Source organism: Methylobacterium sp. GXS13, assembly GCF_001455965.1.
In the GTDB taxonomy this organism is placed as follows: Bacteria; Pseudomonadota; Alphaproteobacteria; order Rhizobiales; family Beijerinckiaceae; genus Methylobacterium.
Genome location: NZ_LKKO01000069.1, coordinates 150,662 through 174,878, shown reverse-complemented (window position 1 = coordinate 174,878; position 24,217 = coordinate 150,662). Strand labels below are relative to the sequence as shown.

19 protein-coding genes and 1 pseudogene are annotated in these 24,217 nt (G+C 63.5%); 7 read left to right on the top strand and 13 right to left on the bottom strand.

Annotation, left to right across the window (positions count from 1 at the left end; genetic code table 11):
• Positions 1–1,120 precede the first annotated feature (1,120 nt).
• Complete coding sequence (locus AO398_RS28555; protein WP_152997618.1) at positions 1,121–1,468, bottom strand: hypothetical protein; 348 nt, start codon at positions 1,466–1,468, stop codon at positions 1,121–1,123.
• 556 nt (positions 1,469–2,024) lie between these two features.
• Positions 2,025–2,660 (bottom strand): recombinase family protein, encoded by a 636-nt coding sequence (locus AO398_RS23085; protein ID WP_058194527.1) that lies wholly within the window; start codon positions 2,658–2,660, stop codon positions 2,025–2,027.
• 213 nt (positions 2,661–2,873) lie between these two features.
• Between AO398_RS23085 and AO398_RS27765 the strand changes: the two genes are divergently transcribed.
• Positions 2,874–5,306 (top strand): leucine-rich repeat domain-containing protein, encoded by a 2,433-nt coding sequence (locus tag AO398_RS27765; RefSeq protein WP_152997617.1) that lies wholly within the window; start codon positions 2,874–2,876, stop codon positions 5,304–5,306.
• 130 nt (positions 5,307–5,436) lie between these two features.
• On the opposite strand, the gene AO398_RS23080 is transcribed toward AO398_RS27765, so the two are convergent.
• Positions 5,437–5,748, bottom strand: a complete 312-nt coding sequence (locus AO398_RS23080) for a hypothetical protein (protein ID WP_152997616.1) — start codon at positions 5,746–5,748, stop codon at positions 5,437–5,439.
• A 212-nt stretch (positions 5,749–5,960) separates the two neighbouring features.
• Here AO398_RS23080 and AO398_RS23075 point away from each other — a divergent pair, with 212 nt between their 5' ends.
• The 5 genes and pseudogenes from AO398_RS23075 to AO398_RS23050 all read left to right on the top strand — a co-directional run bounded on the left by AO398_RS23075 (position 5,961) and on the right by AO398_RS23050 (position 10,828).
• Positions 5,961–6,368: a transposase gene (locus tag AO398_RS23075; protein ID WP_160329351.1), complete on the top strand. Its 408-nt coding sequence runs from the start codon at positions 5,961–5,963 to the stop codon at positions 6,366–6,368.
• Positions 6,365–6,721 carry an IS66 family insertion sequence element accessory protein TnpB gene (tnpB, locus tag AO398_RS23070; protein WP_042671684.1) on the top strand — a complete coding sequence of 119 codons (357 nt, stop codon included), beginning with the start codon at positions 6,365–6,367 and terminating at the stop codon, positions 6,719–6,721. Before AO398_RS23075 ends, tnpB begins: the two co-directional genes overlap by 4 nt.
• A 68-nt stretch (positions 6,722–6,789) precedes the next feature.
• Positions 6,790–8,310: an IS66 family transposase gene (locus AO398_RS23065; protein WP_058194502.1), complete on the top strand. Its 1,521-nt coding sequence runs from the start codon at positions 6,790–6,792 to the stop codon at positions 8,308–8,310.
• A 308-nt stretch (positions 8,311–8,618) separates the two neighbouring features.
• Positions 8,619–9,126 (top strand): annotated as a pseudogene (locus AO398_RS23055) (IS3 family transposase); the annotation flags it as partial.
• A gap of 358 nt (positions 9,127–9,484) precedes the next feature.
• Positions 9,485–10,828, top strand: a complete 1,344-nt coding sequence (locus AO398_RS23050; RefSeq protein WP_058194500.1) for an amino acid permease — start codon at positions 9,485–9,487, stop codon at positions 10,826–10,828.
• Between the two features lie 67 nt (positions 10,829–10,895).
• On the opposite strand, the gene AO398_RS23045 is transcribed toward AO398_RS23050, so the two are convergent.
• From AO398_RS23045 to AO398_RS23025, 5 genes are all read right to left on the bottom strand, one after another.
• On the bottom strand, positions 10,896–11,636 hold the full coding sequence (locus AO398_RS23045; RefSeq protein ID WP_244498866.1) for an SAM-dependent methyltransferase: 741 nt from the start codon (positions 11,634–11,636) through the stop codon (positions 10,896–10,898).
• Positions 11,637–11,715: 79 nt separating this feature from the next.
• The gene (locus AO398_RS23040) at positions 11,716–12,447 is read right to left on the bottom strand and encodes an ABC transporter ATP-binding protein (protein WP_058194499.1); all 732 of its coding nucleotides are present in this window, start codon (positions 12,445–12,447) and stop codon (positions 11,716–11,718) included.
• Positions 12,448–12,464: 17 nt separating this feature from the next.
• Positions 12,465–14,306, bottom strand: coding sequence for a branched-chain amino acid ABC transporter ATP-binding protein/permease (locus AO398_RS23035; RefSeq protein ID WP_058194498.1), 1,842 nt, complete (start codon positions 14,304–14,306; stop codon positions 12,465–12,467).
• The gene (locus AO398_RS23030) at positions 14,303–15,178 is read right to left on the bottom strand and encodes a branched-chain amino acid ABC transporter permease (RefSeq protein ID WP_058194497.1); all 876 of its coding nucleotides are present in this window, start codon (positions 15,176–15,178) and stop codon (positions 14,303–14,305) included. The genes AO398_RS23035 and AO398_RS23030 overlap by 4 nt, the downstream gene beginning before the upstream one ends.
• A 33-nt stretch (positions 15,179–15,211) precedes the next feature.
• Positions 15,212–16,375: an ABC transporter substrate-binding protein gene (locus AO398_RS23025; RefSeq protein WP_058194496.1), complete on the bottom strand. Its 1,164-nt coding sequence runs from the start codon at positions 16,373–16,375 to the stop codon at positions 15,212–15,214.
• Positions 16,376–16,549: 174 nt separating this feature from the next.
• Here AO398_RS23025 and AO398_RS23020 point away from each other — a divergent pair, with 174 nt between their 5' ends.
• Positions 16,550–17,620, top strand: coding sequence for a malate/lactate/ureidoglycolate dehydrogenase (locus AO398_RS23020; RefSeq protein WP_058194495.1), 1,071 nt, complete (start codon positions 16,550–16,552; stop codon positions 17,618–17,620).
• An 80-nt stretch (positions 17,621–17,700) separates the two neighbouring features.
• On the opposite strand, the gene gyrB is transcribed toward AO398_RS23020, so the two are convergent.
• The 5 genes from gyrB to AO398_RS22995 all read right to left on the bottom strand — a co-directional run bounded on the left by gyrB (position 17,701) and on the right by AO398_RS22995 (position 24,143).
• Entirely contained in the window at positions 17,701–20,145 is a 2,445-nt protein-coding gene (gene gyrB, locus AO398_RS23015; protein ID WP_058194494.1) for a DNA topoisomerase (ATP-hydrolyzing) subunit B, read from the bottom strand.
• Between the two features lie 179 nt (positions 20,146–20,324).
• Positions 20,325–21,287 carry an aldo/keto reductase gene (locus AO398_RS23010; RefSeq protein WP_058194493.1) on the bottom strand — a complete coding sequence of 321 codons (963 nt, stop codon included), beginning with the start codon at positions 21,285–21,287 and terminating at the stop codon, positions 20,325–20,327.
• Positions 21,288–21,291: 4 nt separating this feature from the next.
• Complete coding sequence (locus AO398_RS23005; RefSeq protein WP_058194492.1) at positions 21,292–21,936, bottom strand: MBL fold metallo-hydrolase; 645 nt, start codon at positions 21,934–21,936, stop codon at positions 21,292–21,294.
• A gap of 88 nt (positions 21,937–22,024) precedes the next feature.
• Positions 22,025–22,414 (bottom strand): hypothetical protein, encoded by a 390-nt coding sequence (locus AO398_RS23000; protein WP_058194491.1) that lies wholly within the window; start codon positions 22,412–22,414, stop codon positions 22,025–22,027.
• Between the two features lie 61 nt (positions 22,415–22,475).
• Positions 22,476–24,143, bottom strand: a complete 1,668-nt coding sequence (locus AO398_RS22995; protein ID WP_058194490.1) for an alpha-amylase family protein — start codon at positions 24,141–24,143, stop codon at positions 22,476–22,478.
• Positions 24,144–24,217 lie beyond the last annotated feature (74 nt).

The following is a 24,217-nucleotide window of genomic DNA, read 5'->3' as shown; positions in this document are numbered from 1 at the left end:
GGCCCGGTCATCTGAAATCTGATTGAGGCTGTGCGACCTGAGCCATGCCCGATTTTAGAAACGGGATTCGTATAACAGTAATTTGCCCGGCGCAAATCAGAGAAATTGACGAAACTGAAAAGCGCCAGACCCGTGAGAATGGCTTGCGGACTAAGTAAAAGGACACTCACTCTGCTGGGTGACGACCTACAAACTAACGTATATCTAGATGTATGGCGAAGGCAATCCGCCTTAAGTCATTGACAATTATATTGTATTTCAGGTGTTAGAGCTGGGGTAGGAATTTATCGCATGACATAGTGTCGAGCACTTGCCTTTAGTATAGATCAAACTAGACTGGATATCGATACCAGAAGACATATAACTTCTGATAAGGAACGATAGTGATTCCATCCTAATGTATTCGCCTTGACTATATCCCTGTGCATCAAAGCCATGGTTATAAAAATACCTATCCTTCAAAAGATAGGAACACACTCTTTTGATATTTTCTTTTACGGATAGATTTTCGAACAAAGGTCCTAATTTGATCCGGTATCGCCCAGGGAACTTTGAAGCGAACTTGTCCCTTACCAGTCGATCATCATGGCCATCCAAGAAAACAAAGAAGTGACTATGAAGTAACAACATATCTCGGCGCGGGGTTGTTCTGTTACCCCCATTCAAATCTTCCAATGCGACTGATTTTTGAGGGCAAACAACTTTTGTGAATATTGTGTCTGTATCAATAACTTCTAACTCAAAGCGGCCTTCAATTCGTAGTCCGGGAAAGGATCGACGAAGGCCAGCAAAAGCTGCCTTCGCCCTTCCAATTCCTGCTTTCACATCTTTAATATCGGGCTGGACCATTTCATGAAGGACCGTGACGAACCGGATGTCCTTCCGCGCCTGATCCTCACAACAGTTATACAGGCCTTGATAAAGACCCAACATCCGTCCTGTGTGTTTGAGGACATTACGCTTTCGACACTCAGGACAATAACTGGTCCCGCAACGATCATTCGGCCTACAGTTTTCTATACGGCTTAGATGGTCTGGGAACCCCGTAAGTGTGAGTGCATGACGGACGCGAGTGCTGTGCCGACAACCACGAACTGGATACTCTGGCGCCGTTCTTCGATCATGAATAGATGACAACTGAATCGTCCTTTCTCATCTCTACTAGGTCATTTAGTAATGCCTCAAGGTAAACAACCAAACCGGTGTGCAGGTTATCTCTAATAATTATATCACGAGCAAAGGCGATATCGCTCAGGATTAGCCAGTAACAATCTTCGTTTTTGAATACAACGCCTTCAAAAAATTCGGATATGTTGATATGCCGATCTTCAAAATGTAAAAACAGCCGAGGGTATTGCTTCATTGTCAGATTACAAAAGCGCGACGCCTCACAAAAATCATATACATCGGAGAGAATACGTTCAGTGCGCTGACGAATTCGTTTTTGGTAACAAAACTTAAAGTCCATTTTTCAATTCCTTTCTAACAAATCGCCTGATTGCCAAACGGATGGCATCTGTTTTACTTATTCCAAAGAATTCTGCGATATTATACAAGTAACCTTGATCCAGCTCGTCTAATCGAAAGTTAGCAAGTTTCTTTTTTCTATTCATCCGTAAATATCCTTTCTTTACGTATATATATGCCGTCTGCCTCTATGAAGATGGGGCAGCGCGGTGTAATAATCTTCAAGTGTGTAGTTTGCGGCATATTGACTGTTATATAACGCGGTAAACACCTTCTCCCTCGACGTTGTCAGCGATATCAAGGTTTTTCAGATACTGTTCATCGCTGTTGGTCGTTGGCATTGGTTCTAAGCGCGCTTCTACCAATGCGGTTGGGTCAGAGCAGACCCATATCTACTGTAATAAATGAATTCAACAGTGATAATGCCGATAATAGCATCGGTATTATACAGATTTGTCTATGGGAGTCAACCTTGAGGCGCACAACCACCAGTATTTTCTGAATAAAACGAAGTAAGATTTCCTCGCAGTATCAAGGGGTCGTCATTTTGTGAATTTTTAATTTGCCGTCGCAGGTTGAACTTTGTCGGCACGCTTAGCAATCTTTGCGACTGTAGCCCGCGAACAGCCCGTTGCGGATTGAACCTGTGACCACGACAGCCCTTTGCCGAGCATGGCGGCGATGGTAGCGTTCCGCTTCGTGTCCTCTGGCCGACCCCGATAACGCCCGTTCGCCTTCGCCTTAGCCTGACCTTCCGCTTGGCGGCGCCTTCGATCCTCATAATCTTTGCGAGCCACGGCGGCTAACACGTCCATCATCATTCCATTCACCGCTTCGAACATGCGGGCGGTGAAGGCGTCTGTCCCGTTGGTCGCCATCATCCAGCTTGTAGGCAGATCCAGTGCAACGATGCGGACCTGTCGGCTCGCAATCTCAGCCTTCAACTCTTCCCAATCTGCCGCGGTGAGTCGGGTGAGCCGGTCGACGGCCTCTAGGAGTGCTACGTCTCCCGGCTGTGCGTCCCGTAGGAGCCTGAACAGTTCGGGGCGAGCCAGCTTAGACCCAGACGCATTCTCCACATACCAAGCGGCGATCCGTAGTCCCCTCTCGGCGGCGAAGGCTTCCAGTGCCCCACGTGCGCGGAGAGCGTCTTGGCTTGCGTCTGACGCTCTCAGATAAGCCCGAACGAACAAAACCATCCCTCATGGTTCATTATGGATGGTTCACATCTTACCAGTCTGTTTTGGATGGTCAAATAAATATTAGGGGACATTCTACTGATGGTTCAAAATCGGCATACCTAAAATGCACCGACTTGTCCTCAGTATCAGCTCTAAGCTACAACTTGAAGTGAGCGCTATATCTACGTTACGTATCAGCAGGCTTGGTTGGGAGCGTAAATATATATGAGCGAGGATCCAAAATATGAGACACCAGAACAAGGCTATAGAACTGCCAGGCGCTACATACAGAATAACGCTCTCCGTAGAAAACAGAGGAGTCTTGATCTTTCCAGGTATCATCTTGAGGAGTTGCCGGAGGAAATTGGTCAACTGGAATTATTGGAAGTATTAAATTTAAGTCACAACAAGTTAAGTGACCTGCCTAAAGAGTTAGCAAGCCTCACCGGCCTTAGAGAACTGTATTTGGACGACAACCATTTTTCTGAATTACCTTCTTGTCTCTTTGAGCTCAAAAATTTAATGGTGCTGAGAGCAAGCCGCAACATCTTAACTGATCTGCCCGTTGGTCTGAATAACCTCAAATCACTTAGTACGGTGAATTTCTCCAACAACGAAATAGCGCAGTTTCCCGATGTTTTGTGGGGAATGAAATGGTTGACGTCCATTGTATTGGATCACAATAATTTAGAGGAGTTAGTAGTCAGCGTCATCGACAGTCACGACGTTGAGTTTTTGTCTTTGGCGGGAAATCAAATAAGAGAGATTGGGGAAGGCATTGCCAAACTAAAAAATCTTACAAGCCTCGATCTAACGGCGAACGAAATCAGAGATCTGCCGGGGCGGATTACTGATCTGGCTAAACTTGTAGATTTGAAACTCAGTGACAATGATTTGAAAAAATTACCTGTTGGCGTCTTGTCACTCGCTTACTTAACCTTCCTTTCTATTGGCGGCAATCGATTAAGAAACGTTCCCCATGGATTAGAACGCCTTAGAAATTTGGCCTATTTGAACTTAAACTCTAACGCAATCGAATCTGTGCCGGAAGAAATCGGACTGCTAGACGAATTATCCGTTTTGAATATTTCTAATAATCTTTTGAGCGAACTGCCTCGATCAATAGCAAATCTTCAGAAACTTTCAAGTTTGAACCTTAGTAACAATGTCTTCGTCGAAGTGCCAGCTCCGGTCTTAGAATTACGTGGTCTGAACGATCTGGATTTATCCAGCAATCTTTTAGATACGCTTCCATCGGGCATTGGAAATCTTCGCCGTCTATCGCAGTTGCAAATCCAAGATAATCATGTAACGAGCATACCAGAAGAGATAGGAAACCTGAAGAAACTTGAATTATTTGGCGCCAACAACAATTCAATCACAAAGCTTCCCGAAGCCATTGGAGGCCTAAATAATCTATGGTCGCTGTCATTGGCTGGTAACCAAATTAAGAGTTTACCGAGTATTATTGGAAACTTACCTTTTTCATATAACCGAAATCTGCCGCGTTATGGGTTGCATGTTAACAAAAATCCTTTGCCTGATCCATTTCCAAAAATACTTATACATGAGCAACCGGAAGCAACAGACTATATATTGGCTTGGCTACGGGGCGAATTAACCGCTCAGGCGTTGGACAGAATTCACCAAGAAGAACTCGACTTCACGCCATTAGATTCATTCCCTGGCATCCCAAAGCAAACGTCAGGCCCTCATTTTGAACTGAATGAAAACAATATTATAAGCTTTGCGCCGCCAGATGCCATCGATGCTGACGGCAACAATGTAGCTCGGCTTAAGAAGCTTCATCCACCACTTCGTGATCTTGCTGCTGATTTGGTGCGTTCCCTGAGTGTTGGGAATATTCCCCAGGGGCCGCTTCGGGATCGAGCGATTGCCTACCAGGACCTAATCAATTGTGATTCAGAATCCATAGATTTCGCTTTGCTATATGCGGAAGGAGTTAGGCTGGCCAACGCTGAAAGAGCGTCGAGACACGATGCCGATCTTCCACCGCTGCCAGCTCCCGTCAGAGAAATAACTGATAGTCTACTTCATCTACATGGCGCCTTCATACTCTCAACAAAAGAAGGCATAGAAAGTATAGCCCTGGAAGAACGGTATCGCTACAGTCCGGCCGAAGAAAGTTTATATAAGGAAAGAGCACTGGATTTCGCGCTTGAATTACAGAATCGGCCTGAAATTATTGAACCCCGAGCGGCGCGGTTTGTTCAGGAAATCACTCAAGAAATCGGGGCTGGCCGTATTCCTGAGAGAAGTGGAGCAGTTGCAACGGGAACGTTAAAAAATGTTGCGATTACACTTTCAGCGGTTTCCACGATGGCGTCATTGGCTTTGGTGGCGACGAATTCTGGATCCGCAGTAGCTACTGTAGGAGCTACCGCCGGAACATGGTTAACGTTGGAGAGCCTTAAAAAATCGAAAGTATATATGACATCGACTGGTTTGTTGGCTTCAAAGATCGATAGTTTATCTGCCGGCGTCTCGGGGATAGATATAAAAGATTTATGGCAGCATCTTGGGCCTCAACTAAGATTTTTCGAACGTCTAGAGCCGAAGCTCCGTAAGATGGCCGAGTCGCGCGAGGAACTTAGTTGGATCAACGAGTTCTATGATTGGCTCAATTCCCGGCGGTGATAAACGGCTAGTTGGTTTGACAAAGGATCCATAGAGCGTTGGAGTTGGTCAAAAAGGTTGACATAACTCCAACGTCTAAGTCTCTGTATAGAGGCGAATAATCGGGGCATCATAATCCTTGTGTCGGGGTTCAAATCCCTCCCGCGCTACCATCCAACTCTTTGTTTCCATTGGCATCAGTCGGGTGGCCGACTTCCCGGATTGACACTTTCCCGGCGTCGGTGTGACGCTGGCTCTCGCTCCGGCGGGCAAATTCGGCGTCCAGCGTCGCCAGCAGAGCCCGCAGCTTCGGCGCCAGATCTGCCCCCTTCGTGTCGTGCCTCGCCATCTCGATCGTGCGCTGTCCGAGCGCGTCCGAGGTCGCCCGCTCGTCGTAGCCGATCTTGCGCAGAACCACCGCCGGCGTGTGGCGGAGCCCGTACAGCGTGAGCGCGGGCTGCACCTTACCCGCCTCCTCCAGCCGCAACCGGATTGGCCACCAAGACGCGCGGAATCCGCTGAGCGTCCAGGGCTTCGCCTCGGAGTTCGCGCACAGCGTCGATGCGTTGTGCTCCGTAAGCGCTGTCTGGGCGGCACCTTCCGGCAGACGGTGTGAAGGCGACATACGGAGCGGAATGGGAGCTCCGTCACATGTCGATGTCAGGGCGTATGGCTATGTCGGAGCCGATCCGGCGCCTGGAGCTGTTCACCGGGGCCGGCCGGCGGCGCACGTGGTCTGATGAGGAGAAGGCGGCCATCGTCGCCGAGAGCGATGGGCCGGGCACCTCGATCAGTGCGGTGGCGCGCCGACATGGATTGAGCGCCTCGCAGCTGTTCACGTGGCGACGCCTGGTGCGTCAGGTTGGGAGACACGACGGCGAGCGCCTACTGCAGTTCGTGCCGGCCGTGATGAGTGTGGGACTACAGGAGCCGACCTCTGCCGAGATGAGCCCCGGGGTGGGGGAGCGATGCGGCTGCCACAGCATCGAAGTCGAGATCGCAGGCGCCACGGTCCGCATCGCTCAGGACGCGAGCACGGCTCAAATTGCCGCGGTGATCCGGGCGCTGAAGGCTTGCCCATGATCGGACCCTCCGGCGCGGTGCGCGTGATGCTGGCCACCCGGCCGGTGGACTTCCGCAAGGGCATGGACGGGCTGGCCGCTCTGGTCCGGGACGCGATGGGCGCGGATCCGTTCTCCGGCACGGTCTACGTGTTCCGCTCGAAGCGCGCTGATCGGGTGAAGCTCCTGGTCTGGGATGGAAGCGGGCTGGTCCTCGCGACCAAGCGTCTGGAGGCTGGTCAGTTCTGCTGGCCGAAGATCGAGGACGGCGTGGTCCGGCTGAGTGCGGCGCAGCTCGCGGCGCTCGTCGAAGGTTTGGACTGGAAGCGCGTCCATGCGGCACGTGCCGTGGGCGTGCCGGCGGTTGCCGGCTGAGCAAAAAGGCTGGCCAGCGGGCTTCATCGCGGTGGTAAGTCACTGGCGGATCTGATCTAATCTGCTTCGTGGCCGCGCCTGCTTCGCCCTCGTTCGACGATCCCGAGACGCTCAAGGCGCTGCTCGCCGAGGAGCGCGCCGAGAATGAGCGGCTGCGCCAGATCATCCTGGCCATGCAGCGCCACCGCTTCGGCCGCCGCGCCGAGAGCCTGCCTGAGGATCAGCTTCTGCTCGGGCTGGAGGAGGCTGAGCAGGTCGAGGCCGCGGGCTTTGCCGACGAGGAGAATGAGCCGGCCAAGCAGGAGGCGCGGAGGGCCAAGCGGCGCACGAACCGTGGGGCGCTGCCCGCCCATTTGCCGCGAGTCGAGCACGTGGTCGATGTCGACAGCCTCATCTACCCGTGCTGCTCGGGTGACCTGCATCGGATCGGCGAGGATGTATCCGAGCGCCTCGACGTGGTGCCGGTGCAGTTCCGGGTGCTGGTGATCCGCCGCCCGCGCTACGCTTGCCGCGCCTGCGGGGACGCGGTCGTGCAGGCACCCGCGCCGGCGCGGCTGATCGAGGGTGGCCTGCCGACCGACGCTCTCGTCGCGCAGGTGCTCGTCTCCAAATACGCCGACCACCTGCCGCTCTACCGGCAGGCGCAGATCTTCGCCCGCCAGGGCGTCAGCCTCGACCGCTCGACGCTGGCCGACTGGGTCGGGCGCGCCGCCTTCCTCCTCCGGCCCGTGCACGGGCTGCTGGAGACGCTCAAGCGCTCGGGCAAGCTGTTTGCCGACGAGACCACGGCACCGGTACTCGATCCGGGCCGCGGCCGCACCAAGACCGGCCAGCTTTGGGCGTATGCGCGCGACGACCGGCCCTGGGGTGGGACGGACCCACCCGGCGTCGCCTACGTGTACGCGCCCGACCGCACGGCTGGACGACCGATCGCGCATCTCTCCGGGTTTGCAGGCGTGCTGCAGGTCGACGGCTACGCGGCCTACGAGACGCTGGCCAAGGGCGGCGCAGTGCGGCTGGCCCACTGCTGGAGCCATGTGCGTCGGCAATTCTATGACCTTACCGCGGCCTCGCCGATCGCCACAGAGGCGCTGTCGCGCATCGCCGCGCTCTACCGGATCGAGGCCGAGATCCGCGGGCGTCCGGCCGAGGAGCGACGGGCGGCCCGTCAGGAGCGAAGCCGGCCGGTGGTCGAAGCGCTGGAGCCGTGGCTGCGGGAGAAGCTCGACCTCCTGAGCCGCAAGAGCAACCTCGCGGAGGCGATCCGCTACGCCTTGAGCCGCTGGGCGGGGCTGAGCCTGTTCCTTGATGATGGGCGCGTGGAGATCGACTCCAACACCGTCGAGCGCGCGATCCGGCCTCTGGCTTTGAACCGGAAGAATGCCCTGTTTGCTGGTTCGGACGGCGGAGGCGAGCACTGGGCGGTGATCGCCTCGCTGGTCGAGACCTGCAAGCTCGTCGGCGTCGAGCCGCAGGCTTACCTGGCCGACGTCATCACCCGCATCGTCGAGGGCCATCCGCAGCGGCACCTCGATGATCTGCTGCCATGGGCTTACCAGCCAACGCCAGCCCTCAAAGCCGTGGCCTGAGGACAGCGCTTACTGTGCTCCGGGGCGACGGCCAGGATCATCGTGAGCGGCAAGGGGACGGACCAGAACACCCGTTCGCCCGTCTTGGCCCGGCTGGTCGATAGCTCGCCATCTCGGAACGCCTCCCCCGGGAGGGTGAGGGCTTCCTTCGGCCCAAGCCCCGCGAACATCATCAGCACAACCGTCGTGAGGATGTGCGGCGGCGCGGCGGCCAGGACGGCTTCGCGCTCCGCGTCCGTTCAGGGACGATTCGCGTCGGGCTCGCCCTTCTTCTTGCGCAGATCCTTGATTCCGGCCGCCGTGTTCGGAAGCAACAGTTCTCGGCGGTGTTGCCCAACCCAGTCTGGCTGGCAGATATCATCTCCCTGCCCACCGGAGAGGGTTGGCTCTACCTGGCCGCCGTCCTCGATCTCGCCACCCGCAAGATCGTCGGCTGGTCGATGCGCGCACACATGCGGACCGACCTTACGTCGGCGGCTCTGATGATGACCAACCAACAGCAACGACCGGGGGCTGGCTTCATCTGCCATTCGGATCGCGGCAGCCAATACGCTGCCGAGGCCTACAGAGCGCAGTTCGTCGGCATGAAGGCGATCGCCTCCATGAGTTCGACCGGCTGGGGGACACGATAACGCCCCGACGGACAGCTTCTTCCACACCCTCAAGGTCGAACGCGTCCACCAGCGACGATGGGCGACCTGGGACGAGGCCCGACGTGACTTGTTCGCCGACATCGAAGGCTACGACAATCGGCAGCGCATCCACTCGGCATTCAGCTACATCACGCCCGAGCAAGCCGAACGGAACGCGTGCTAAACCCCTGTCCATGAAGGGGGGGAGGATCAGATCTGGGGCATCATCGGCACGACCTGCTCCGCGCTCGGCCTCTGTCCTCGCTTCATTGCCAACTCCGCTGGTCCAGGCTGATCCTCTCAATCAGCCCGGTCCAAAGCCAACCGGTCAGGTCACTGCCGGGCACGCCGCCGCAGACTGCCAGCACGAGGATGAGTTACGGCCTTGCAGGCGTAACGCTCCGCCCGTGCGCGGCAAACGGACGCCGCGCCGTCACCTAGTCGTGCCTCATGATTGCTGCGATCCAACAGGAGGCGAGCAATGCTGCATCAGCTCCTGTCGACCCGCGCGTTTCAGTGTCAGGCCATGGCGAACAGGAGTCATGACCGGCGCATCCCCCACTGCTGAACCAGCACCCGCGGTCTCGCCCCTCGCGGCGACGGCCATCGTCGTCGCCGACATGATCGGCATCGGCGTCTTCACGAGTCTCGGTTTTCAAGTGACTGACATTCCGTCCGGCTTCACGGTGCTGCTGCTGTGGCTCGTCGGCGGTGTTGTCGCGCTGTGCGGCGCGCTCTGCTACGCCGAGCTTGCCACGATGTTTCCCCGTTCCAGCGGCGAGTACAATCTCCTCACACGGATCTACAGTCCGGCGATTGGATTCATCGCGGGGTGGCTCTCGGCCACCGTGGGTTTCGCCGCGCCGGTGGCGCTCGCGGCCATGGCCCTCGGCCAGTACGGTAAAGCGGTCCTGCCCGGGGCGCCCCCGCTGCTGCTCGGCTTTGCGGCGATCTGGATCGTGACGTTCGTCCACCTGCGGGGGACGCGCCACAGCAGCGTTTTCCAGATCGGGTTCACGCTGCTGAAGCTTGCATTGATCGCAGCTTTCATCGGCGTCGGCTTCGCCGGGGGCGGCGACCCCGCGATCAGTTTTGCCCCAGGCACATTCGATCCGGCGCAGATCGTCAGCGCCAGCTTCGCGATCAACCTGGTCTTCGTGATGTACGCGTATTCGGGCTGGAACGCCGCGACCTACATCGTCGGTGAACTCGCCGACCCGCCGCGCAGCCTGCCGCGAGCGCTTCTCGTCGGGACCAGCATCGTCGTCGTGCTCTCCATCGCGTTGAACGCAGTGTTCCTCGTCACGACGCCTCTCGCCGAACTCGCCGGCCAGATCGAGGTCGCGGTGATTGCCGGACGTCACATCTTCGGCGAGGCAGGCGGCCGCATCGTCGGCGGGCTGATCTGCGCCGGCCTGCTTCCGACCATCAGCGCCATGATGTGGATCGGCCCGCGGGTGACCGTGGCGATGGGGGAGGATGTGCCGGCGCTGCGCCTGTTCGCCGGGCGCTCACGGCGCGGCGTGCCGGTCGCCGCGCTGCTGCTCCAGGCCGGGGTCGCGACTGTCTTGCTGTTTACGCAAAGCTTCGAGGCGGTGCTCGACTTCATCCAGTTCGGCCTGATCCTGTGCTCGTTCCTGACTGTGATCGGGCTGATCAAGCTTCGGATCACGCGCCCCGACCAGCCGCGGCCGTTCCGGACCTGGGGCTACCCGATCACACCTCTGATCTTCCTCGCGGTCACGCTGTTCATGCTCGTACACCTCGTCACCGTCCGGCCGCTCCAGTCCCTCGCGAGCCTGCTATTGATGCTGGTCGGTCTCGTTCTGTACCGCCTCGTGACGGCGCGCGGGCGGAGGAAGGTCCGCATGGCACCACCGCGGTGATCGTGAGCCTCATCGTCGGGTCCGAATCGCGTAGCCGGTTACCATAACACTGCCACCATCGCTCGTGTCAGGGAACGGGTTTCACATCGGTCTTGATCGACCGCAACACGTCGAGCCGATACTTGTCAGTGCGCGATTGCTTGAGGACCCGCGCGAAGTCCTGCGCGCCCGCGATGAAGCCTTCGGCCGCCTCGTCGCCGGACAGGGGGTAGTGGGTGACGCCGAGCCAGTGGACCAGCACGATGTCCGCCTCCGGGAGCACCGCGCCCCTGACCCGTGCGACCAGGCGGGCGAGATCGGCGCGGTCGAGATAATAGGCCACCTCGGAGATCACGATCAGGTCGAACCGGCCCTCCGGCCAGGCGCCTGGAACGGCGGCGAGTTCGAAGCGCGCGTTCGGGCAATCGGCGCACCGCGCCCGGGCGGCGTCCAGGACGGACGGCACCACGTCGAGCCCCACAAGCGTGTCGCAGCGGGGGCAGAGCTCGTGGGTGAACACGCCGATCGAGCAACCCACCTCGAGACCCGAAGCGTAGTGTGCCCTCGGCAACGCCGAAAGGGTTGCCGCGTACTTGTCGCGCTCGTAGGGGCTGGAGGCGAAGCGCCACGGGTCCGATTCCGTGGCGTACATGCCCTTGAAGTACTCGGTATCGAGGGATTTCGAGCGGCGGCCCGTCGCCGTCTCGGCGGGCGCGCTGGGGCCGGTCTCCGCGCCGGCAACGCTTCCGATCCCGAGCACCGCGCTCGCGGCGACGGCGCCTCGCGCCTGCAGGAGGCGGCGCCGGGATTCTGGCTTGCGGTTGCGCACGATTGGCCTCACCGCGCCCATGGGGATCAAAAGAGGCAACCGGGCATGATCAGGGCGGTTCCGGGGTGCGGCGGCGGCGTCAGGCTGCGCGGCCTCGGAGATAGGCGGCGCGGATGTCGTCGTTGGCCCAGAGCGCCTGCGGGTCGCCTTCGAGGACGAGGCGACCGGTCTCCAGCACGTAGCCGCGGTCGGCGACCGACAGCCCCATGCGGGCGTTTTGCTCGACCAGCAGCACCGTCGTGCCGCGGCGGCGCACCTCCGCGATGATCGCGAACACCGCCTGGACGATCACCGGGGCGAGGCCGAGCGAGGGCTCGTCGAGCAGCAGGAGCCGCGGCTTGGCCATCAGGCCGCGGGCGAGCGCCACCATCTGGAGTTGGCCGCCCGACAGGGTCCAGCCGAGCGCGTCGCCGAAGCGCCGGATGTCGGGGAACAGCTCGAACATCGCCTCGACCTCGTCGCGCAAGGCGCGCTTCGGGACACCGGACCGGTTCGAGGCGCCGAGCATGATGTTCTCCCGCACGGTGAGCCCCGGGAAGACCCGGCGCCCCTCGGGCACGTGGGCGACGCCGAGGCGCACGATCGCCTCGGGCTTCAGGCCGGTAAGCGGCTCTCCGTCGAGCAGGATGCTGCCGCCCGCCGGCTTCACGAGGCCGGAGATCGCCTTGAGGGTGGTCGACTTGCCCGCGCCGTTGGAGCCGAGCAGGGTCACGACCTCGCCCGTGCCGACCAAGAACGACAGCCCACGCACCGCCTCGATCTCGCCGTAGCGGACGGTGAGGTCGCGGATTTCGAGGACCGGTTGTGACACGGGGGCGCTCCTCGGGGTCAGGCCGGGGCCAGATCGGTCTTCAGCGCGGTCTTGAGCCCCGCATCCGGCTCGGTCGCGGCGTCCTCGCCGAGATAGGCCTCGATCACCGCGGGCTCGCGCAGCACGGAGGCGGTGACCCCGTCGGCGATGCGCCGGCCGAAATTCAGGACGGTGACGTGGCCCGCCACGTCGCTGACCAGCGTCATGTCGTGGTCGATGATCAGGATAGTCAGGCCCTTGGCCGCCATCCGGCGCAGCAGCACCGTCAGGGCGTTCTTCTCGCTGGAATTGAGCCCGGCCGCCGGCTCGTCGAGGAGCAGCAGCGTCGGGTTGCCGGCGAGCGCCCGGGCGATCTCGATCAGGCGCTGATGCCCGTAGGAGAAGCCGGAGATCGGCTCCTGCGCCCGCGCTTCCAGCCCCACGAAGGCCAGGGCCGAACGCGCGCGGGCCTCCAGCGCCGGCCGGTCGCGCGCGCCGAGCGGGTTGTTCGGGCGCAGGGCGCCGATCACCACGTTCTCCAGGGCGCTCATCGACCTGAACAGGCGGATGTTCTGGAACGTGCGCCCGATCCCGACCGCCGCGCGCCGGTGCGGGGGAAACCGGGTGATGTCCTGGTCCTGGAGGCGCATGCTGCCGCCGGTCGGCGTGTAGAGGCCGGACAGGACGTTGAGCGTCGTGGTCTTGCCCGAGCCGTTCGGGCCGATCAGCGCGTGGATGCCGCCGCGGGTGACGGTGAAGTCGATCGCGTCCACGGCCTTGAGGCCGCCGAAATGCTTTGACAGGCCCGACACCGTCAGCAGCGTCGCCGAGGCGTCGCGCTCCTGGCTCAGGGTCAGCTCCGGGGCGGGCGCAGGCGCAGGCTTGGCGGGCCGCAGCCGCCGGACCTGATCGCCCAGGAAGCCCCAGATGCCGTCGGGCATGAACACGACGATCAGGATCACCGCCAGCCCGTAGATCGCCAGGTACAGGCCCGGGATCTCCTTGAGGAAGCGCAGCCATTCGGGGATCAGGATCAGCAGGCCCGTGCCGATCACGGCGCCGACCGGCGAGCCGACGCCGCCCAAGAGCGCCATGGTCAGGAAGACGATGGACTCGGCGAAGGAGAACTGGTCCGGGCTGATATACGTGAAGCTGCCGGCAAACAGCCCGCCGCCCAGTCCCGCCAGCAGCGCCCCGATGGCGAAGGCCGCGACCTTGGTGCGGTAGACGTCGATGCCGCTGACGCCCGCGGCCAGCTCGTTGTCGCGCACCGCCCGCATGGCGCGCCCGAGCCGGGTCCGCGGCAGGTGCCAGACCAGCCAGCCGACCACCGCCAGAACCAGCACGCACAGCGCGAGGTAGCTCTGCCCGTCCGCGAACAAAGCGGGGCGGCGGATGTTGGGCACCCCGTCCGGACCGTGGGTGACCGGGATCCAGTTGGTCAGGACCAGGGTGAGGATCTGCTGGAACGAGATCGTCACCATGGCGAGGTAGTGGCCGCCGAGCCGCAGCGTCGAGGCGCCGAGAATCGCGCCGAGCACGACCGCCAGCGCGAGCCCGATCGGCAGGCACAGCCAGAAATTCAGGCCGTGATCGACCGTGCCGAGGCCGACCGCGTAGGCGCCGATCCCGAAGAAGGCGGCCTGGGCCAGGTTGATCTGGCCGCACAGCCCGAGCACGACGGTGAGCCCGATCACCGCGATCGCGTAGGTCGCGGCCTGCATCAGGATGTTGAGGACGTAGCCGCTGAACGGCGTCGTGGCCGCGAGCGCAACCGCAGCCGCGGCGAGGCCCGCATAGGCAAGGCTGCCGAGCGGGATCGAGCGAGGCGCGGCGGCCGGCGCGGCCGGGGCGGCGGTCGTCGCGGGATCGGCGCTCATGCTTTCTCCGCCACGCGCTCGCCGAACAGCCCCTGCGGGCGCACGACCAGGAAGACCACGAGGACGATGAAGGCGAAGGCGTCCTTGTACGGCACCGAGACGTAGGCCGCTCCGAAGGTCTCGATGATGCCGAGCGCCAGACCGCCGATGATCGCGCCGGTCACGTCGCCGAACCCGCCGATGATCGTCGCGGCGAAAGCCTTCAGCGCGATGGTCGCGCCCATCTGGATCGACACGAACAGGACCGGCGCCACCAGGATGCCGGCGATGCCGCCGAGCACGGCGCTGTAGACGAAGGTCAGCATGATCATGCCGGCGACCGGGATGCCGAGGAGCGCAGCCATCTCCTTGTCCTGCGAGGTCGCCTGGAGCTTCTTGCCAACCAGGGTGTGCTCGAAGAACCAGTACTGGAACGCCACGAGCGCCGCGGTCACCGCGATGATCAGCAGGTACTGGCTGTCGAGGAAGACCGGCCCGAGCAGGAAGCCTTGGGTCTCGAACACCGGCGGCAGGACCTGCGGCTGCGGCCCGTAGAGGGCCAGCGTCGTGTTGGCCAGGAAGATCGAGGCGCCGATCGTCGAGATGATCACCGGCAGGTAGGTGCGGTGGCGCAGGGGATAATAGACGCCGAGGTTGAACAGGGCGCCGAGCAGGGCCATCCCGCCGATGGTGAGCAGCACCGAGAGCCAGTACGGCCATTCGAGGTCGACGGCGAACACCACCATCAGGAAGGCCGCGACCATCGAGAACTCGCCCTGCGCGAAGTTCACCACGTTGGTGGCGCGGAAGATCAGCACGAAGCCGAGGGCCACGAGGGCGTAGACCGAGCCGATGCCGATCCCGGTGAAGAGGAGCTGGAGGATCAGGTCCATGTCTGCGTCCGTTCCCCGTCCGCGGCCCCGGATTCACCCCTGATAGAAGTCGATGCGCCGGTCGAAGGTGATCGTGCCCTTGTCGTTGCGCACGACGTTGTAGCCGTGCAGGCCGTCGCCGTTCTTGTCGAAGTTGTAGGTGCCCTCGGCGCCTGCGTGGCCGCGCACCGCGAGCAGCGCCTCGCGGATCGCCTGCGGGTCGGTCTTGCCGGCCTTGTTGATCGCCAGCGCCAGCACCGTCACCGCGTCGAAGGTCCAGGAGGATTGGTTGTCGGGGGCAATCTTGGTGGCGGCGCGGTAGGCCTTGCCGTAGGCCCGGGCCGCGTCGCTCGATTCCTCCGCGTAATCGGCCACCCCGTAGGTGCCGTAGAGCGAGGGCCCGGCGAGCTTCAGCGCTGTGACGTTGGTGATCGAGGGCGAGCCGACCCAGGGGGCGGTGACGCCGAGCTGGCGCAGCTGGCGCGCGAAGATGCCGAGGTCGTTCTCGAAGGTGAAGTACGAGCCGATCACGTCGGCCCCCGCCTGCCGGATCGCCAGCACCACGGGGGTGAAGTCCTGCCCCTGGTTGGCGTAGCCCTGGTCGAGCACGACGGTGGCGCCGGCCTTGCCGAGGCTCTCGGTCAGCGCCTTGGCGCCGCTGGTGCCGAAGGCGTCGGTGGAGTGGATGATCGCCCATTTCTTCTTGCCGAGCCCGTTGACGCCATGCTCGGCGATCACCCGGGCCGAGAAGCTGTCATTGGGCCGGAAGCGGAACAGCCAGGGATTGCCGAGCTGGGTCAGCACCGGATCGGTGCCGCCGAAGCACATCGGCTTGCCGGTCTTGAGGATGTCCGGCGCCATCGCGTGATTCTGCGTGGAGCGGACCGAGCCCAGGAAGCCGACGAGATCGGGCTGCGAGGCCAGCTTGGAGAAGGCCAGCACCGCGCCGGGATTGGTGGTCTGGTCGTCCTCGGTGACGATCTCGAGCGGCTTGCCGAGCACGCCGCCGGCCTTGTTGACCGCCTCCAGGGCGATCTTGGCGCCGTTGAGGGCGAAGCGCCCCGCATCCGCGCCCGGGCCCGTCACCGGCAGGACCATGCCGATCCGGATCGTCGCGCCGGCGCCTTGCGCCCGGCTCGACCGGATCACCCCCGGGGTGAGCCCGCTGGCAACCGCGCAAGCGGCACCCGTCAAGAAAACGCGGCGCGTCGTCTTCATTGGCGTATCCGTCCCGTCGCCGGGTCTCACGCCCGACGTTGTCAGTATTGGGCCATGCGGGGCGCTTCAATGTCTATCCCATGTCGCCTGAAGTAGTCGCCTTGCGGGTTAAGAAAGCCTAGGATCGTTACCCGAACGCGCCCGACGAGGCGCGGCGACGGGAGATGAACCATCATGCGGATCGACGCCGCCGGACTGACCGCCTATGTGCGCGATATCTTCGTTCGAGAGGGCTGCTCGGAGGCGGAATCAGGTCGGATCGGCCAGTTCCTGGTGGCCGCGAACCTCACCGGCCATGATAGCCACGGGGTTATTCGGGTGCCGCGCTACGTGGCGTGGCTGCGTGCGGGCGAGCTCGTAGCCGACCAGACCCCCGAGGTGCTGGTCGATGGCGGGGCCTTCGCGCTGGTGGATGCCCATTACGGATTCGGACAGACTGCCGGCCCCTTCGCCACCGATCTCGGCATCGCCAAGGCCGGGGAGCATGGCGTGTCGGTCATCGCCCTGCGGCATACCGGGCATCTCGGGCGGATCGGCGAATGGGCCGAGCGCGCCGCCGCCGCCGGCCTCGTCTCGGTGCATTTCGTCAATGTCGCCGGGAGCCTGCTCGTGGCACCGTTCGGCTCGGTGGACCGGCGCTTCTCCACCAATCCCATCGCCGCCGCTTTCCCCATGCCGGGACGTGACCCGATCGTCCTCGACTTCGCCACCTCGGCGGTGGCGGAGGGCAAGGTGCTGGTGGCCTCGCAGGGGGGGAAGCCCCTGCCCGAGGGCGTGCTGATCGAGCCGGACGGCCGTCTCAGCGCCGACCCGGCCACGCTGTTCGGTCCGCTCGACGGGCCGGAGCGCGACAACCAGAAGGGCGCCGGCGCGATCCGGGCCTTCGGCGAGCACAAGGGCTCGGGCCTGTCGCTGATGTGCGAGCTCCTGGCCGGCGCGCTCACCGGATCCGGCACCGCGGGACCCGGCCAGCGCCGGGTCTGCAACGGCATGCTCTCCCTCTACATGACGCCGAAGGTCTTCGGCTCGGAAGACGCAATCGCGGCCGAGGCACGCAGCTACCTCGACTTCTTCACGTCCGCCCGGCCGGCGCCGGGCAGCACGGCGCTCCTGCCGGGCGAGCCCGAGCGCCGCATGAAGGCGGAACGTCTGGCTGAAGGCGTGCCGCTGCCGGCCCCTGTCTGGGAGACGCTGCTCGCGGCCGGTCGGCCGCATGGTCTTGATGGGCACGCCTACGGCGCGTGAACGCGTCTGTCCCCGGTTACTCGATGCCTCCGCCCCGGCGGTGGCTTGGGTCGCCGGGCCGAGCCGACAATGGACCCGCGCTACACGTCCAGGTTGGCGACGCTCAGCGCGTTCTCTTGGATGAACTCGCGCCGGGGCTCGACCACGTCGCCCATCAGCTTGACGAACAGGTCGTCGGCGTCGGTCGTGTCTTTGACCTTTACCTGCAGCAGCGAGCGCACGTCGCGATCCAGCGTGGTCTCCCAGAGTTGCTGCGCGGTCATCTCGCCCAGCCCCTTGTAGCGCTGGAGCTGGAGGCCCTTGCGGCCGAAGGCCATCACCGCCTCGAACAGGGCGACGGGTCCGTGCAGCACGGTCTCGTCGGTCTTGCGCATCAGCGTGGCGGGCTCGCCGTAGATTTCCCGGAAGGCGTCGGCCCGCTCGGACAGGCGGCGCGCTTCCTGGGACGAGATCAGGCTCGCATCCAGGGTGGCGACCTGCTTGACGCCCCGCAGGGTCCGGGTGAGGCGATAGCCGCCCTCATGGGATTCGCCCTGCCAGCCCTGCTCGATCTCGTCGGCGATCAGATCCAGGCGGCGGGCGGTCATGTCCGCCAGGACCTCGGCCTCGCCGGGCCGCGAGGATGCCTCGTTGTCGAAGGCGCCGGCCAGCACCGCCTGCTCGACCACGGAGCGGTCGTAGCGGGTGTGCAGCCCCTGGAGCACGTTGCGGAAGCCCCGCGCCTCCTCGACCAGGCTCTTAAGCTGCGGGCCGGTGAATTCGGCGCCGGTCGAGAGGCGCAAGATCGCGCCGTCGGTGCCCTGGTCGATCAGGTAATCCTCGAGGGCGCGCTCGTCCTTGAGGTAGATCGCCCTGCGGCCGCGCTCGGCTTTGTAGAGCGGCGGCTGGGCGATGTAGAGGTGGCCGCGGTCGATCAGCTCCGGCATCTGGCGGAAGAAGAACGTTAGCAGCAGGGTCCGGATGTGTGAGCCGTCCACGTCGGCATCGGTCATGATGATGATGCGGTGGTAGCGCAGCTTCTCCGGATTGAAGCCCTCGCGGTCCGTCGAAGAGCGGCCGATCCCGGCGCCCAGTGCCGTGATGAGCGTGCCGATCTCGGCCGAGGACAGCATGCGGTCGGCGCGCACGCGCTCGACGTTGAGGATCTTGCCGCGCAGCGGCAGCACCGCTTGGAACGCCCGGTCGCGGCCCTGCTTGGCCGAGCCGCCGGCGGAATCGCCCTCGACCAGCAGGATCTCGCATTTCGACGGGTCGCGCTCCTGGCAATCGGCGAGCTTGCCCGGCAGCGAGGCGATATCGAGGGCACCCTTGCGGGTGACGGTCTCGCGGGCCTTGCGGGCGGCTTCGCGGGCGGAGGCCGCCAGCACCACCTTGCTCATCACCGAGCGGGCCTGCTGCGGGTTTTCCTCGAGCCAAGTCGAAAGGCCCTCGTTGAGCACGTTCTCCACCGCCGGACGGACCTCGGAGGAGACCAGCTTGTCCTTGGTCTGCGACGAGAATTTCGGATCCGGCACCTGCACGGAGATGACAGCGGTCAGGCCCTCGCGGCAATCCTCGCCGGTGAGGGAGATCTTCTCGCGCTTCGAGACCCCCGAGGAATCGGCGTAGCCGGTGATCTGGCGGGTCAGCGCCGCCCGGAACCCGGCCATGTGGGTGCCGCCGTCGCGCTGCGGAATGTTGTTGGTGAACGGCAGGACCGTCTCGTTGAACGAATCGTTCCACCAGAGGGCGACTTCGACCCGGATGCCGTCGCGTTCGGCGCGGACCACCACGGGGCTCGCCATCCCCTCGATCGGCTTGCGCGAGCGATCGAGGTAGCGGACGAACGCCTCGATCCCGCCCTCGTAGTAGAGCTCCTCGCGCTTGTGCTCGGCATGGCGCGCGTCGGTCAGCACGATGCGGACGCCGGAATTGAGGAAGGCGAGCTCGCGCAGCCGCTTCTCCAGCGTGCCGTAATCGAACTCGATCATGGTGAAGGTGTCGGTGGAGGGCAGGAAGGTCACTTCCGTGCCGCGCCGGCCGTCGCCCGGGGCGACGATCTCGAGGGGCGCCACGGCATCGCCGTGACGGAACTCCATCGCGTGCTCCTTGCCGTTGCGCCAGATCCGGAGCTTCAGCCAGGACGACAGCGCGTTCACCACGGAGACGCCGACGCCGTGCAGCCCGCCGGAGACCTTGTAGGAATTCTGGTCGAACTTACCGCCCGCGTGCAGCTGGGTCATGATGACCTCGGCCGCCGAGACGCCCTCTTCCTTGTGGATGTCGGTGGGGATGCCGCGGCCGTTGTCGGACACCGTCACCGAGCCGTCGGCGTTGAGCTGCACGGTGACGAGGTCGGCATGGCCGGCCAGGGCCTCGTCGATGGCGTTGTCCACCACCTCGTAGACCATGTGGTGCAGGCCCGAGCCGTCGTCGGTGTCGCCGATATACATGCCGGGGCGCTTGCGGACGGCGTCGAGGCCCTTCAGCACGCGGATCGATTCCGCGCCGTACTCGGCGGGCTCGTTCGGGGGGATGTCGGCCATGAAATTCCTCGGGCAGGCGGACCAGTTCGCGACGGAGGGACTCGCGCCGTCGGGCGCCCACGCCTGCGCTCTCGCTTGGTCCGCCTGATATAGGGGTTCCGCGTTGAGATTGCACGATTTTACGGGCTCGCGCCGGACCCGTGCACCCGCTTTTCTGAGGCCCCGCGCTTAACGCCGCGTTAGCCCTGGATGCCGCCCGCGCTGGCCGCGTCCAAACGGGCGACCGCATCCGGCGACAGGCTCAATCCGGCGGCGCCGAGCAGGTCGTCGAGCTGCGCCACCGAAGTCGCGCTGGCGATCGGCGCGGTGATGCCCGGGCGGGCGATGATCCAGGCGAGCGCCACCTGCGCCTGGCTCGCGCCGTGGTCCCGGGCGACCGAATCGAGCACGTCGAGCAGCGCCAGCCCGCGCGGGGTGAGATACTTGGCGACCCGGTTCTCCCGAGCTCGTCCCGCCGCATCCTGGGCGGATCGGTACTTGCCGGTGAGGAAGCCGGCCGCCAGGGAGAAATAGCCGATCACCCCGATCTCTTCGGCCCGGCACAGGGGTTCAAGCTCCGCCTCGTAGCCGCGTTCGGCGAGGCTGTAATCCGGCTGGAGGCACTCGTAGCGCGGCAGGCCGGAGGTCGCCGAAACCTTGAGCGCTTCGGCGAGCCGCCTGGCATCGTAGTTCGAGGCACCGATCGCCCGGACCTTGCCGGCGGCGATCAGGCGCTCGTAGGCCTGCAGCGTCTCTTCCAGGGGCGCTTCCGCGTCGTCGAGATGCGACTGATAGAGATCGATCCGGTCGGTCTGGAGCCGCCGCAGGGATGCCTCGCAGGCCTGCTCGATGTGGCGCGCCGACAAGCCCTTGCCGGCTTCACCCATATCCATGCCGACCTTGGTGGCGAGCACGATCCTGTCCCGCACACCCGGGCGCGCGGAAAACCACCGTCCGATCACGGATTCGGATTCGCCGCCCTGGTGGCCGGGCGCCCAGCGCGAATAGACGTCGGCGGTGTCGACGAAGTCGAAACCGCGCTCCACGAACCGGTCGAGGATCGCGAAGGAGGTCGCCTCGCCGGCGGTCCAGCCGAAGACGTTGCCGCCGAGGCAGAAGGGCGCGACCCGGAGGTCGGAGCGGCCGATACGTCGCTTGTCCATGCGATCAGCCCTGGAGGAAGGGATTGGAGACGCGCTCTTCGCCGAGCGTGCCGGTCGGGCCATGGCCGGGAATGAAGGAGATGTCGTCGCCCAGCGGCAGGACCTTCTCCTTGATCGCCCGGATCAGCTGCTCGTGGTTGCCGCCCGGCAGGTCGGTGCGGCCGACCGAGCCCTTGAACACGACGTCGCCGACCAACGCGAAACGCGCATCCCGACTGACGAACACGACGCTGCCGGGCGAGTGGCCCGGGCAGTGGAGGATGTCGAAGCCGAGCTCGCCCACCGTCACGGCGTCGCCGTCGTCGAGCCAGCGGTCGGGGGTCACGGCCCTGCCCTCGCCGATCCCGTAATTGGCCGCCGTCTCGGGCAGGGAATCGAGCAGGAACTTGTCGGCGAGGTGCGGGCCCTCGATCGGCACGCCGAGGCGCTCGCGCAGCTCGTCGGCGCCGGCGGCGTGGTCGACATGGCCGTGGGTGAGCAAGATCTTTTCCACGCGCACGCCCTGCTCCCGGATGGCGGCCTCGATCCGGTCGAGATCGCCCCCGGGATCGACGACCGCGCCGACCTTGGTGGTGTCGTCCCAGATCAGCGTGCAGTTCTGCTGGAAGGGCGTGACCGGGATGATCCCGGCGCGGGGCGTTCCTGGCATGGGTTTCCGCGTGTTAGCTGCACCGCCGTCGGCGCTCTTGGTCCGGTTCTAGCGCAGAAGCAGGCGCGCGGCACCATGTCGGAGCAGGTCAGGCCGTGCCGTCCTTCGGCCGGCGCAGGCTGTCGTGGAGCGCCAGCATTTCGGCCATGCCGAGCGACCGGCCGATGCAGCGGGTCTCGGCGGTGTTCACTTTGGTGAACCGGTCGTGGGAGCGGCCGCCATAGGCGCCGAAGATCGCCGTACCCGCCTCGGTTGCGCCGTCTTCCGATGTCGTCTGGGACGCGTCCGGCCGGTCGATCCGATAGGAGGGCGCCGCTGCCTTGCCGGTGACGCCGATGCGGACCCAGGCATCGCCGTAATGCTTCTGGCACATCCGCATGGTCACCAGCACCTCCCGGAGATAGGCTTCGGCATCCTCCAGGGCCGGCAGGACGTCCGCGATCGTCGCGTCCGGGGGGTAGTGCTTGATCCGGGCCATCTGCCACCTCTGTTCGCCGGGGTCTTACCCCGCCGGCCGGGCGAGGGCGAGGCGCCCCCTTTCAGCCCGGAGTCCGCTTCAGCAGGGCGTCGAGGCCTCCGACCCGGAACCAATGGTAGCCGTAGCCCTCCAGGAACAGGCAGTGCTCGCCCTCGGGACCGGCCTCACTGCGTGATCCGGTGAGCACGTCGACCAGGATATCGTGCTCCGCCTCGGTCTCGCCGGTCCGGAGCGCGACCTCCGCGGGCTCCGGTGCGAGGTTGTGCACGCACAGAACGGCGTTCCCGCGCCATTCGTAGCGCAGGGCCAGGATCGCGTTCTTACCGGTCGGCACCGCGGTGACGTCGCCCCAGCCGATCTCCGGCGCTTCCTTGCGCTGGCGGATCAGGCTCTGCATCCAGTTTAGCAGCGAGCCCGGGTCGTGGCGCTGGTCGGCGACGTTCACATGGGCGTAGCCGTAGGGGCCGTGGTCGATCGGCGGCAATACCGTGCGCTCGGCCTTGGAGAAGCCGCCTTGGTGCTCGGCGGTCCATTGCATCGGCGTGCGGGCGCAGTCCCGCTCCTTGAGGGCGAGGTCGTCGCCCATGCCGATCTCGTCGCCGTAACGCAGCACTGGCGTCCCCGGCAGGGTGAACATCAAAGAATAGGCCAGCCGGATCCGGCGCGGATCGCCGGCCAGCATCGGCGCGAAGCGGCGGCGGATGCCTCGGTCGTAGAGCTGCATCCGCTTCTCAGGGCCGAACGCGGCGAACACCGCCTCGCGCTGCGTCTCGGTGAGCCGGCCGAGATCCAGCTCGTCGTGGTTGCGCAGGAAGATGCCCCACTGGCAGGAGAGCGGACGGGGCTTGGTCCGTTCGATCGCCTTCACCAGCGGGCGGGCGTCGTGCGCGGCCAGGGCGTAGAAGGTCGATTGATTGACCTGGAAGTTGAACATCATGTGCATGCGGTCGGCATCGTCGCCGAAATAGTCGAGATCCTGCTTCGGCAGGACGTTGGCCTCGGCCAGGATGATCGCGTCGCCCTTGCGCCATTGCAGGAACTCGCGAAAGTCGCGCAGCATGTCGAACTGCTCCCGCGGCTTGCCGCCGACATCGGCGCCTTTCTCGGCGATGACGAAGGGCACCGCATCCATGCGGAAGCCCGAGACACCGAGCTCGATCCAGAAGCCCATGATCTTCAGGATCTCGGCCAGCACCTCGGGGTTGGCGGTGTTGAGATCGGGCTGGAAGTCGAAGAACCGGTGGAAGTACCAGGCGCCGGCCTTCTCGTCGTAGGTCCAGGTGGTCTCCTGCACGCCCGGGAAGACCATGCCCTCGTCGGTGGTGGCCGGCCGCTCCTTCGACCAGACGTACCAGTCGCGATAGGGTGAATTCGGGTCCGAGCGGGCAGACTGGAACCAGCGGTGTTTGTCCGAGGTGTGGTTGACTACGAGGTCGATCAGCACCCGCAGGCCCCGCTGCTTCGCCGCGTGGGCGAAAGCGACGAAATCGCCGAGCGAGCCGTAATCGGGATCGACGCCGTAATAGTCCGCAATGTCGTAGCCGCCGTCGCGCTTGGGCGAGGGCTGGAACGGCATGAGCCAGACCGCAGTGGCGCCCAGGCCCTGGATGTAGTCGAGCCGCCGTTCCAGCCCGGCGAAGTCGCCGATGCCGTCGCCGTTGGCATCCATGAAGGTGCCGACCGACAGGCAGTAGATGACCGCGTTCTTGTACCAGAGATCGGTGATCATGCCGGTCCTCGCCAAGCGCCCCGAGAAGCGCCGTTCGGCCGTCAGGACCGGCTGCGCCGGCGACCCTACGGTGA